Genomic DNA, 12002 nt, shown 5'->3' with positions numbered 1-12002 from the left:
ATGGTAAAAACTTATGAAAACTGGAAAGGGGATCTGGAGGATTACCTTCAGCCCGGAGATGTAGTGGATGAGGAGATGGCTGATCACTTTCTGAATGTGTTGCCCCCGGCCTGCTGGACAGCAAAAATAATTCAAATTGGTGAGCCGAATAACCACATTGGTGGAAGAGCAACATATGCCACGCTGGAAAAAACAGTTGAAGGATGGGTATACCGTGGAAATTGTTACCGTGGCGAGACTGAGGCCAGATCGTGACCCTGAAAGGAGGGAGTTCCCTTGGAATTGACTCGCAAGGCTCAGGTTGTTGCCTTTGCTAATATTGGGGGAGGGGATGCGATTCAAGGGGTTATGAAACTGATTCGCACCTTTCCCAAAGAACATCGAATCATCGTGGCTGAATTACCCTGCGTTGGCCTGCCACGCATTGCTTACACGTTTAATGAGCAGATTGCGGAGCTGAGCAAGGAACGTACGATCGATCAGTTCCTGCTGGATCTGGATCGCATGGCGTTAAAACCGATGCAAGCCTACATGGTGCAACGCAGCGGGGTAGATTATCTGCTCGTTAATCCGCGTTCCCAACCAGAGGCACCGGTTATTCGCAAACTGTCGTCCAACCAGACGCTTATTTCAGCACCAAGCGTGCTGCGGCAGCAATTGGAAAACGCTTATGATGTGATCGTTTTGGTGTTGCAGGGTTCGCTCATTCAGCCGACCACGCACTTTGCCCTCAGGACTTCGGATGCAGTGGTGCTATATAGTGCCGATGCGATTGATTTCGTCGGCAACTATACCCATTATCGCCGTTTAATCGAGGTGTTCGGCGTAGAGCAGGAGCGGTTATTTCTGTTCACAGCCGATTCCAATGTCAAAATTCAAGAAGCGCCGGTCTATTCCAAGTTCAGTGATTTGCTCAAGGGCTGGAAGAATCTTGCGCCCAATGTGTTTCCTGTACGGGAGGAGATAGAGACCGGGCGTGAAGGTGAAACTGTCGGTATCATTGAACCGCTGGAATACCTGGATGTCCACGTATCCGTACAGCCGGTGAATACTGAATATTCGGAAGGGGATTACAAGAAGCTTGAATCCCTCCTGAACTATGTGCGCTTTCGGCTGCAAGAGGATCATCTGGACGAATATGTACAGTCCTTGACGCATGAGCCTTCCCGCCAAAAAATACGTTATTACATTTCCGATTTGGTGCGCGAACAGACCGATTACGCCCTGACCATACCGGTTAATGTAGCGGTGGAGTGGGTGCAGAAGGAAATTACGGAGCTTGGTGTGCTGCAGGGGATTTTGGATGATCCAAGTATTAGTAGTATAGAAATCAATGGACCGGATCAAGTGATTGTGGAGCAAGGCGGGGAGGACAAGCATCTGCCCGATATTCGTTTCCAGAGCATCACGCATCTTTATGAAGTGATCAATAAGATGCTCATGCCGATTGGCAAGCCGATCTCCAGCACCGATCCCATTGTGGATGCTAACTACCGTGGATTCCGCATCTGCGTGGTGGCGGATACCAAAGAATTTCAAGGTGTGAGTGCGAATGCGCCTTTGATTAGTATCCGGAAGTTTCCACCAGATGTGTTCACGGATGAGCAGTGTGTCCGGTACGGAAACATAACACAGGAAATTGCTGACTTTATGCATTTCATTGTACCCAAAGGGGCGAACATTGTCATTGGAGGCGGGACGAACAGCGGGAAAACTACACAACTGATTCGTCTGCCAATGTGCGTAGAGCCGATTACTCGGATCATCTCTATTGAGGATTCCGAAGAAATGCTGCTGGCCAGCAAGACTCAATATCAGCGTTACCCGAATTTGCCTTCCCTGCTCGTCAAGGAGCTGGAGGACGAGAAAAAAAGCTTTGGCATCGCCAAGCTGATCAAAGCCTGCTTGCGGCTGCGGCCAACCGTGATGTGTATCGGAGAAATCCGTGATGAAGCGGCAGCGCAGCAAAGTCTGATCGGGATGAACACGGGACACACCGTGTGGACGACGATCCATGCCAACAGTGCGCGGGAAGCGGCTACGCGGTTTTTGCAGTTGAACGGTAATACAACGGCTGCTGCCAGTCAAATTTCAGGTTCCATTGACCTGATTGTATTTCAGAAGAAACTGCGCAGCGGTGTGCGGGTCGTGACCGAAATCTCCGAGCTGATCGGGTATAAAGGTACGGAGGAACCGATCCTGAATCCGATCTTTAAATATGACCATCGCTTGAAAAAGCAAGTGAAGGTGGGCCGGATCAAGTCAGAGTCGCTGATGGAGAAAGTCTACCTGCAGGAGCCAGGGCCTGAAGAATTACGGCTCTGGTGTGAGGTGAAGGAGTTGAAGGCTGTTCTATGATGCTAGGCTATTGGTTAGTAGCAGGACTGCTGATCTCCTTCGGGCTTTTTTCGCTTGCACCCATTAGTGTCAGCCGTTCCAAGAGGATGCGGATAGCCTTTGGGTTTGAACAGACGGAAGCAGAGGCAAAGGCAGCGGGAATTCGGCTGAGCGGGAAGAATATGATACAGATTCTGCTGGCGGCTCTCCTGATCGGTGTAGCGATTGCTTATTTTACAAGAAATATCTGGTTTGTTGGCGTCGGTGGGGCGATGGGAATTATTGTCCCCAAGATGGTGATTTCAGCGGTGAAGTTTAAACGCCGTATGGAGGTCCTGATGAACCTGCCCGGCAATCTGAGACTCTTGTCATCTAAGTTTCGGGATTGTAAATCCCTGCAAAAATCACTGGAGATGTCGCTCTCTATGATGAGCGGTGTGACGGTGCCTCTATTTGAGCAACTGTATGCTTCGCTACGGATTGGCCTCGATGTGCCTACGGCATTGCAGAATATGAAACGATCTGTTCGCTTTAAGAAATTCGACGATTTTTGTGAAAAAGTCATCGCCGGTAACAAAGACGGCTTCCATCTGCGATCCGTCGAAGGTATTCGTGAAAGTATCGCGGATATCGCATCCGATATGAATTTGCTGCAGGAGATCGATATTGAGAACGAAAAGAAACGCATCGAGCCTTTTGTGGTATTCGGGTTTAGTCTCGTTTTTCCGTTTTTGTTCGGGTATTTGGAAAGCCAAATGGTTGAAGAATTCAGACTGGCGACTACTCTGCAAACCGGGTTTGGTAAACTGCTTTTGGCCAGCATGATTGTTTCCGTGCTCGTGGGGCTTTGGAAAAAGGATAAGCTATTACGCCTGAATCTGGATGATCTGTGAACACATCAGTGAGCACTGTGAAAGGGGGTGAAACATGCTAACATCCATACTGTTTTTCCTTGCTGCAGGCTGTATCGCATTTCCAATCTTGCGTTTGGTAATTCCGGGATTCCAGCGGCAGAAGCAAATGGTACATCTGGCCGCACTGGTCAATCAATCCGAAGCGCAGCGTTTGCGGATGGGACAAAATGCTATCGTACGCTCTTTTGCGGATCGGATGGCCAAAGGAAGCGATAAGCGTCCCCTGAGCAAACGGAGAAAGATGTATCAAGTCCTGGCCTATGAAGAAAGTTACGAATTGTATACAGCTAAAGTGATTGTGCAGTCGCTGTTGCCAGGACTGTTCGCGCTGGCGCTGGCCGGAATGGTTCAGCACTTCTTTTTCCTACTGGTAGCTCCTGTCCTATCCGGACTGTTTTTCTGGATGTCCTTACGCTGGATTCCCCAGGCTTACCAACAACGGCAAGATCGGCTAGTTGCGGACTTGCCGTTTTTAATTAGTAAAATGATCACGGCACTTGAGGTGGGGAAGCCACTGAATGTGATCTTTCAAGAGGTCAGTGGTCGGTGTGGTCCGATTCTTTCGGCACTACTTAAGCGTTTGGTTGCCAATATGGGGACAATGTCTCAGAAGGATGCCCTGCACCTGTTTGCCAAAGAAGTCAATGTGCCGGTCGTCTATGACTTTATATCTGTCGTCAATATTGTCGCAGAGAAGGGATTCCATGAGGCAGAGGACGATTTAAATCATATCAAAAATGATTTGCGAAGTTTAAGTAAATTGGCTTTGAAAGAACGCACCCGAGGCAATCCGGCGAAGATGAATCTGTACTACGGAATCGTCATTGTCCACGTGGCAGTGTTCTTTTTTTTGATGCTCATTAAAATGTTTGCTGCTTTTAATGCGCTGTAGTACCCCTAATATAACCCATTTGAGAGGATGAATTTATTTATGAAAAAGCTGCTGAACAAAGTGAAACGGGAAAGTCAACAAACGATGCTTTTCGCCACCACTGCATTTTACACCCGAATGGAACGTTTTCGGAAAGAAGAACGCGGGGATGCCATGTCATGGGTGATCAGTATCCTGATTATGCTGTTATTGTTTATTGGAGTGTACATCCTGTTCAAAGCCCAAATCGACACCTTTGTCAAAGATAAAATCTTCGGCAAAATGAATTCCTTGGACTAAGTTCATTATGAAGCGCAGGCTGAACACCTTTAAAACATCGGAGCAGGGGGACGGGATTATTTCCGTCTTCTTTCTGATGATGATTACACTGATCATTTCGCTCCTCGCTGTCACGATCGTGCAGTACGTCATGATTCGTTCTAACCTTCGTACCGCCACAAATGAAGTGTTGCAGGTGATGAAGGTAGAGAATGGTGCGGATGCCCTAACCCGGCAGCGTTTTGATGACTTGCTCCAGAGCATGGGCATGAACCCGGGGAAAGTTACCTTTACTGCTACGAATAAGCCGGTGCAGCGCGGTGATGTGCTGGAAGTGACGGCGGTCAGGCAGTATGACGTTTTTGCATTGAAGGCGGTTGGGGTTTACTATAGCGTGCCAATTAAAGTGCATGTTTCCGGTCTGGCGCATAAGTTTTACCGAACGGGGGAGTAGGCGATGTGGATCAAGGTATGCGGGGCTATTTTGTTTGGTCTGATTCTGATCGTACTGGTCATGGATCTACTAGTCGTGGACAGTGTGTATGATTCCACCGGCAGGGCCATGGAGCATTCTATTGATGCAGGCATTGTGCGCTCGGGAATTGTGACGGACGCGCAGCAGGGCAAAGTACAGTTAGAGCCAAACGCTTTGCGTTCAGCCACCCGTGAGGCATTCCGGCAGGCTTTAAGTTTGAGTGGAAACTTGGAAAATGCGGTTATGAAAGATAGCCAATTTGAACTGCAACTGAGTTACGATGCCGATGAGGTGCCGTGGATTGATGTGGTGTATCGTACCCATGTCTCCTTTGCCCTGCCCGGTGTACAGTATCCGGTGACCGTTCATCGCAATATTCCATATGAGAGTATCTTTAAGTAAGCAAGGAGGAGAATCACTCATTGAAAAAGCTTTGGAATAAGTATACACGTAGCGCACTCATCGTCCTCCTCGGACTGGTGATTGCGCTTGTTGCCTTTAAAATGAATCAAAATCAGATAGCCGAGCAGGTGAAAACCCAAAAAATCATTGTGGCTAAAACGGACATTGCGCCTTACGCAGCCATTACCAAAGAGGTACTAGAATATCGGGAGGTCGTGCTCAGTGAGGTGCCCGATGATGCTTTGAAGTCGCCAGATGAATTGGATTTCAAGGATGCTTATGCCTCCAAATACGGCTTTCTACAGAGTACACCGATCCGCAAGTCACTGATTACAACTGCGGCGGCTTCCGGGATGGGAGCGGCAGTTTCGCTGAAAGCGGGTATGCGTCAAATCGGGGTCAAGACGGATCTGGCCATGTCTTCCGGAGATGAGGTGAAGCCGGGGATTGTCGTCGATGCTTACGCCTATGTTAGTGATCCTACAACAGGCCGTTCTACAAGTGTAGTTGTACCGGAATTATCCAAGCTAAAGGTCATTAAACGACTTAACTCTGAAGGTAAGGTTCCCGATCCAGTGGAAGGTGGAAGCCTAATTCCGGCAGTGGTTGTGCTTGAGGTGACACCCAAACAAGCTAGTCTGCTGATGGAATATCAAGAGAGTGGGAAGGTGTACTTGCTGCCAGCAGGCACAGCCTCTCCATAAGAAGGGAGAGACTGATGGGAATGAAAAAGTTAGGGTTGACGTTTCTACTACTGGGGCTGCTTCTTTCAATAAGGGCCGAAGCGAGTTTCGCAGAACCACTGCCCACTGCGCAGCATGTATCTGACCAGGTGTATAGCGCAACATCCGCCACATACCAAGTGTATTCGTTCGGCCGGTTGAGACTGGCCGAACCTACACTGCCGCTCGTTCTGGATGCCTCCGGAAATTTGCAACTCAGCAAGCTTCTGTACATTGAAGTGGAACATGGCTCGGACTCCGGTTGGCAATATGCGGTGACACTCGATCATTTTTCGGTACGGCACGCGTTGTCTGACGGTGATCTGCTGGCCACGCTGCCCGCCGGATATGTCTCTTATGCTGTTCAGGATGTGGTCACCGAGGGCAGAGACACTCAAGTCTCTGGAAACACTGGGGTATTTTCGGAGGATGCGCCGCAAATGATCATGCAGGCTGAGGAGGGGGCGGGGCGAGGGAAAACCAGTGCATCGCTTGGCCTGCTCATTGATTTGCCGCCACTCATCGAATTGAACCAAGTGAGTGGTACAGACCGACTTGCCTCTGGTCAAACTATCGGACGGTTCAGCGGGGATTACACTGCCCATTTTACATTTACCCTTGTGTCAGGGATATAAAGAGAATAGAGGTTGAAGATGGTTATCAAAAAGGTGAGTAAGTTGGTGAAGTTATGGATGCTGCTGCTGGTGGCGGCTTGCTGGGTGAGCCTGGCCAGTGTAGCCAGTGCGGATGGCTCATCCTTTGTTCTTTCTCCGGTGAAAGCGGTGGAGGAGGGGCGCGGCTATTACAAGGATACGGTCCAACCCGGTGAGGAGAGAGAATACACGTTTTACCTGAGAAATACCAAGGAAGTTCCGGTGCAACTCAAACTGTATCCCGCCGATGCACTGCCTGCACAAAATGGTGGTCGCAGTTTTTCTGAAAAAGAGCAAAAGTTACGCCTGGTGGGAAAGTGGTTATCCCCGCAAGGCGTGCAGCAAATCACACTGAAAGCTAAAGAAAAAAAGAACTTTACCTTCAAGGTGGCTATTCCCGAGGATATCCAGCCTGGTCAATATGTGAGCGTTATTGCAGCGGAAGAATTGATCAAGGCTGAAAATAGCGAAACGAATGCTTCCGGGCAACAGGCATCTGTCGCCATCGATGTCGTCAATCGTGCGGGTGTCCAGATGGTCATGGAGTATCTGCCGGATCAGGCCAAACATAGCATGACCATTGATCACTTCAATCACGACTATATTGCCTCTGGTAATTCGCGGCTTACCGTGTTGCTGAGTAACACGGGTACGATTCTGGAAAAACCAAAGGGCAAAATTATCTTGCGGGATAGTAAACGTCAAGTGATGTTCCAGCAGGACTATCAGGCGGAATCGATCTACGCGGGGACAACCGCAGATATGGTGTACCTAGTCAATGACAAACTGTTATTGCCGGATACCTATGAGGTATATTACGAAGCTACATTCTCGGGGCAAACCATAAGCCGCACTTTTTCGTTTACAGTCACCCCCGAGCAATCCCAATCGTCACAGTATGCCTTGACTGAAGCCGGGAAAATTGAAATCACGCAGACGTTTTGGGATTGGCTACAGCTCCATATCTGGGTGCTCATCCTGATCATCGTAGTTATTATTCTATTTATTGGCGTATTATTTTGGCTTTTGCTGCTCTTGTTCAAAAAGAAAAAAGAGGAGAAGAAGCAATCGGAAGAAGCGTCTGCTGCTCATAATGACCAAACACACTAATGGCCGTAAGGAAATTAGTGTGTTTGGTATGCCTTGAACCTAAAGATTTCCTGCTGAAAGGGGGTGTTGCAACTCAGAGAACATCGCATGACAAACCGATCATCAATCATTTTAAGGAGGAGTACCATGAGAAAAATAGTATTAAGCCTGTTGGCTGCACTGACCTTGGCATTGCCCGTTTCGTCCGCCTTTGCGGCAGAAACGGGAGAGTCAGAGGTCGTCGTCACGGGGGCCGGGCTGCAAATGACACAAACGAAGCCGGTATTCAGCACCGTTACACTGGATACTAAACAGAATCAAACCTCGGCTGCAGCGAGTAATTTGTATGTCATGGATGCACGTGGTACGGCGGCAGGTTGGGGTGTTTTGCTGCGAGCTACCGATTTTAAATTAACCAAAAGGGTGGGTGAACAGACGGTTGATTTTGTCATTCCTGCCTCAGCGGTTACGATCTCTGCAAGTTACAAAAACGCAATCGTGGGTACACCGGTTGATTTTGCCGGAGCCAAGGGTGAATTGGCGAATCATCAGGTGTTGTCTGCGGCAGACACCCGAATTGTGGGAGTGGTCCCATCCGAAGGTGCAGGTACGCACCAGATCGGAGTGGACTATACGTTGAACGTCCCCAAATTGATCCAAGGTAGTAATGGCAAAAGTGTAGGTTTGCTCCAAGGCACGTATACATCCACGTTTACGTATACCGCAGCAGCGGGCATTTAGGCATATCATGAATGGAGGATTGGCGAATGAGTAAAAACAGAAAAAAGGTGTTTTTGAGTTTTATGGTACTGGCACTCCTACTTCCGGGGTTTGTGATTCGCTCTGATGGTGCTTTCGCAGCGGAGTCAAAGGCGATTAAAGATTTATTCCTTTCCCAGAGTTATAGTTATACTGGGAAACCGTATGTACAACTGCAAGATGATGTCACTGTGACCGATAAAGGCTCTGTGGCGGGGTTCAAAAAGTACATCGCCATCACACCCAGCAAGGGAGTCACTGCTGTTGGTTTAACAGGGGCAGGAGAACTGTACACCTTGGATGCGACCAATAACAGAACGTTGATCACGAGTAACGTCAACGATTTTACCTATACGTATCGGGCCTACAGTGATGGGTTTGGCGGCAACTTTTATTATGCGAGTTTTTATATCATCAAAAATGATGGAACTGCGTATGCCTGGGGAGATAATACGGGTGGCCAACTCGGGATTGGGGGTCCCAATCAAGATAAATTAACGCCAACGCCTATCGTGGACGCACAAGACAATGAATTAACTGGGGTTAAAAAGATTATCCGTCTAACCATCCATAACAAATATGATTACAAAAATACTGCGATCTACCTGATTACGGACAGTGGGGCATATGTTCTTGGTTCTCTGGAAGGAACTACGGTTAATCATGCCGTTAAAGATACGGCCTTTCCGGCCTTCAGTGGTGCCAATCAGGTCAGTTATAAGTACATGGGAGAATTTGATCGCGATCCGGGATTGGCAATTCAGACGGTTTGGTCCGCCAAGAGCCTGATCTGGACGATAAATGGTGTGGACTACACTGTCTATGATTTGTATTCTACAAATCCTGCTCCTGGATATTATGCCTTGCCTAAGACATTCAGTTACTTGTACACCCCAACGCCAGAGAATAACACATTGACACTTGGGGTGACTGGCGGGGAAATGTCTGTGTGGTCAAAATCGACACCGAAGTATACCGCATCCGGAGTGATCAAAGGACACATTCTGAAGGATGGGACGTATTCCTATTTGAAAACCAATGGGCGAATTTACTTTGTTGGAGACGGTATGCAGTTGGGAATTAGCGGATCTTTTCCTGCTGAAACACGATTTTCAGGAACCAGCAATGAGTTGACCGATGTGGTCGATTACAGAGTTACGTACGGTGTGCAAGCTGCATTAAAAAAGGATGGGAACCTTGTGATCTGGTCCAATGGTGCTACGAAAATATTGGATAAAAAGTTCACCAAATTATATCAGCCTGCCGGTGCTATGGGAGTTATCTATAGTTTGAGTGTAGATGGAGGCATATACCAAATAACGCCTTCCGGATACACCCTGATTTCTTCGGACTATACTTATGCCGCACCGGATGGTTTGGATTTGAAGATTCCGGTTCCGGTTGGAACACAATCTGTGAACAAGTTCAAACAAACGGTTGTCACTATAGATTATGGTAAAGCAAAGAGGAAGGAATATTCCGTTGACGGTGGAAAGACCTGGGTTCACTACACTCAGCCTGTGTTGTTAACCGAAACAGGGACGATATCCCTATCAGCACGGGGTGGAGATACCCAAGGCAACTTTAGTGATGTCCTTCTTTTGAGCATCGTGAACAATCCTATCGTGATAGAAGCCGGACATCCTAAGATCGTTGATAACGGGAACGGCAGCTTTGCAGTAGAAACAGGAACGACGAGTCCAGATGCCAAAACTGAAGTAAGAATCGATAACGGAACTTGGTTCGAGTATTCGGGTCCAGTTACGCTGGCGGTGGGTAGCCATAACATTGAAGTCAGAATTATCAATCTAGAGGGTGAGACGCTAGCGTCTGGACAGCAGATGATCAACGGTCCAACACCGGCGCCGACGGTATCTCCAACTGCTACTCCAGTACCAACGGTAGAACCGACGACAGCTCCGTCACCCGTGCCAACCAGTGTGCCTACAGCGTCTCCTCTTCCAACGGTAGTACCATCGCCAACGGCAACACCGGCACCTACAGCCACTCCAGTGCCTACGGTGGCACCTACACAAGCCCCACAGCCTACCATGGACCCAACTTGGGGCCAGCCGATCGGATCTGAGGATGTAACGTTCACGGTGTTGAGCGGTGGATTCAGTTCTCGTTTCAGTGGCCTGCTGCTGGACAACGTAACTATCAGCACAACCAACCCTTATCAGGCGATCAACTCTGTCACTCAATCTGTAATTGAGGACTCGCGTGGGACGGGGGCTGGGTGGAATTATTCTTTAAAAATCACGGACTTTGTAAGTGATCCGGTAGTGGACAACAGTAAGGGAAGCAATGATTTAGTCGTTAAAATGCCAACCAACTCGTTGAGTGTTGATGTTACCCCATCGACCACTTTAGCTGGACAGCCCGGCGATTTGAGTTTGAGTGGAAATTATGTCTTTAATTCGGAAGCGATTGTCCTGGCCCGAGCTAATGAATTCCAGGGGATGGGGCAATATCAGATCCCAATGAGCTACAATTTACGTGTTCCCGATAAGGTGGAAATTGTATCTGCGGGAGCAGGAAGTTCCTATCAGGCCGGAGAGAAAACAGGCCTGCGGGTAGGGACATATCGTTCACAATTTACATTCACACTGGCTTCAGGGATATAATTTATACACTTTCAAGTTGCCCATCAGCTGCGGCTGATGGGCTTGTTTTTGGTTCATTTAGTTGCTCAAAAACCCATACTTTTTTCATACGCAGACCTTGAAGTTTTCCATTATGATTGGTACTGTGGGATTAACGAAGAAAGGAGCATTGCCATGAGCCAAAGAGTTACGGAGATAATGACTGGAATCGAAGCTCTGCCAGAAGAGGAACGTCAACAACTGCTGCAGCAACTGAACTGGAAGTATGCAGGGGAACATATTGGCTTATGGCGGAATGAATTGAATGAGAACAGCCATATCCCTAAGGAGGGGAAAGAAGTGAACCAAAACATTGAGTTACAAGAGGCAAATCGTAAAGTAGACCAGGTGCTTCCGGACTTGTGGGTCCAGGCAGAGCGGAATTTGAAGGAAGCGGAAGCCGAATACAAACGAAAAAAAGGGGAGAAATAGACTAATATCAATATATTAGTTTAGCTTACACATGTATCATAATCGCGGAGATGTATACCTTGTACTGTATCCTTTTGACGATGAGGAGCGAGAGAAACTGAGGCCTGGCATTGTGCTGGATACTCAGGGGGAGCGCTCCATCGTCATTAAGGTGACCACACACGCCGAACGTGCTAATGACAGCAAAGACTTGGATATCAGATTTTGGCAGCAGGCCGGCCTTAGTCAACCTTCAGTGGCACGTTGTTCGCAGTTTGTGCCACTACATCATGATAAAATCCAAAAATATCTTGGCAAACTGCACGATGAAGATCTCTTAAACATTTTAGAATTGTTTTATCAATAGGTTCACCGTGAGCGCCGATGAGGGGCTTTTTATTTTGTCTTATTAACGGTTAAGGGGTCGATAGGGGAGAGGGGAAAG

The 12002-nt window shown here is 48.1% G+C and carries 14 protein-coding genes; all 14 read left to right on the top strand.

Translation table 11 applies throughout. The features are described from left to right. On the top strand, positions 1-255 hold the full coding sequence (locus tag IEY53_RS28925; RefSeq protein WP_189031143.1) for a hypothetical protein: 255 nt from the start codon (positions 1-3) through the stop codon (positions 253-255). 21 nt (positions 256-276) lie between these two features. Continuing rightward, positions 277-2358: a TadA family conjugal transfer-associated ATPase gene (locus IEY53_RS28920; protein WP_189031141.1), complete on the top strand. Its 2082-nt coding sequence runs from the start codon at positions 277-279 to the stop codon at positions 2356-2358. Then, the gene (locus IEY53_RS28915) at positions 2355-3230 is read left to right on the top strand and encodes a type II secretion system F family protein (RefSeq protein ID WP_189031139.1); all 876 of its coding nucleotides are present in this window, start codon (positions 2355-2357) and stop codon (positions 3228-3230) included. Before IEY53_RS28920 ends, IEY53_RS28915 begins: the two co-directional genes overlap by 4 nt. Positions 3231-3357: 127 nt before the next feature. Next, a complete protein-coding gene (locus IEY53_RS28910) occupies positions 3358-4143 on the top strand; it encodes a type II secretion system F family protein (protein ID WP_189031137.1) in 786 nt (261 codons plus the stop codon). A gap of 39 nt (positions 4144-4182) precedes the next feature. Further along, positions 4183-4422 (top strand): hypothetical protein, encoded by a 240-nt coding sequence (locus IEY53_RS28905; protein ID WP_189031135.1) that lies wholly within the window; start codon positions 4183-4185, stop codon positions 4420-4422. A 7-nt stretch (positions 4423-4429) separates the two neighbouring features. Next, positions 4430-4855, top strand: coding sequence for a DUF4320 family protein (locus IEY53_RS28900; protein WP_189031133.1), 426 nt, complete (start codon positions 4430-4432; stop codon positions 4853-4855). 3 nt (positions 4856-4858) lie between these two features. Beyond that, a complete protein-coding gene (locus tag IEY53_RS28895) occupies positions 4859-5278 on the top strand; it encodes a hypothetical protein (RefSeq protein ID WP_189031131.1) in 420 nt (139 codons plus the stop codon). Between the two features lie 20 nt (positions 5279-5298). After that, positions 5299-5982 carry a Flp pilus assembly protein CpaB gene (gene cpaB / locus IEY53_RS28890; protein ID WP_189031129.1) on the top strand — a complete coding sequence of 228 codons (684 nt, stop codon included), beginning with the start codon at positions 5299-5301 and terminating at the stop codon, positions 5980-5982. Positions 5983-6002: 20 nt separating this feature from the next. Next, positions 6003-6635, top strand: a complete 633-nt coding sequence (locus tag IEY53_RS28885; protein ID WP_189031127.1) for a hypothetical protein — start codon at positions 6003-6005, stop codon at positions 6633-6635. An 18-nt stretch (positions 6636-6653) separates the two neighbouring features. Next, entirely contained in the window at positions 6654-7763 is a 1110-nt protein-coding gene (locus tag IEY53_RS28880; protein WP_229696423.1) for a COG1470 family protein, read from the top strand. A gap of 126 nt (positions 7764-7889) precedes the next feature. Then, positions 7890-8483 carry a hypothetical protein gene (locus IEY53_RS28875; RefSeq protein ID WP_189031123.1) on the top strand — a complete coding sequence of 198 codons (594 nt, stop codon included), beginning with the start codon at positions 7890-7892 and terminating at the stop codon, positions 8481-8483. Positions 8484-8509: 26 nt separating this feature from the next. After that, positions 8510-11128 carry a hypothetical protein gene (locus tag IEY53_RS28870; RefSeq protein ID WP_189031121.1) on the top strand — a complete coding sequence of 873 codons (2619 nt, stop codon included), beginning with the start codon at positions 8510-8512 and terminating at the stop codon, positions 11126-11128. Between the two features lie 153 nt (positions 11129-11281). After that, positions 11282-11578: a hypothetical protein gene (locus IEY53_RS28865; protein WP_189031119.1), complete on the top strand. Its 297-nt coding sequence runs from the start codon at positions 11282-11284 to the stop codon at positions 11576-11578. Between the two features lie 31 nt (positions 11579-11609). After that, positions 11610-11924 (top strand): type II toxin-antitoxin system PemK/MazF family toxin, encoded by a 315-nt coding sequence (locus IEY53_RS28860; RefSeq protein WP_189031117.1) that lies wholly within the window; start codon positions 11610-11612, stop codon positions 11922-11924. Positions 11925-12002: the final 78 nt, after the last annotated feature.

This window comes from Paenibacillus albidus (genome assembly GCF_014644435.1).
GTDB classification, from domain to species: domain Bacteria; phylum Bacillota; class Bacilli; order Paenibacillales; family Paenibacillaceae; genus Paenibacillus_AQ; species Paenibacillus_AQ albidus.
The sequence above is the reverse complement of the archived record's forward strand: the minus strand, read 5'-3'. Positions and strand labels throughout refer to the sequence as shown.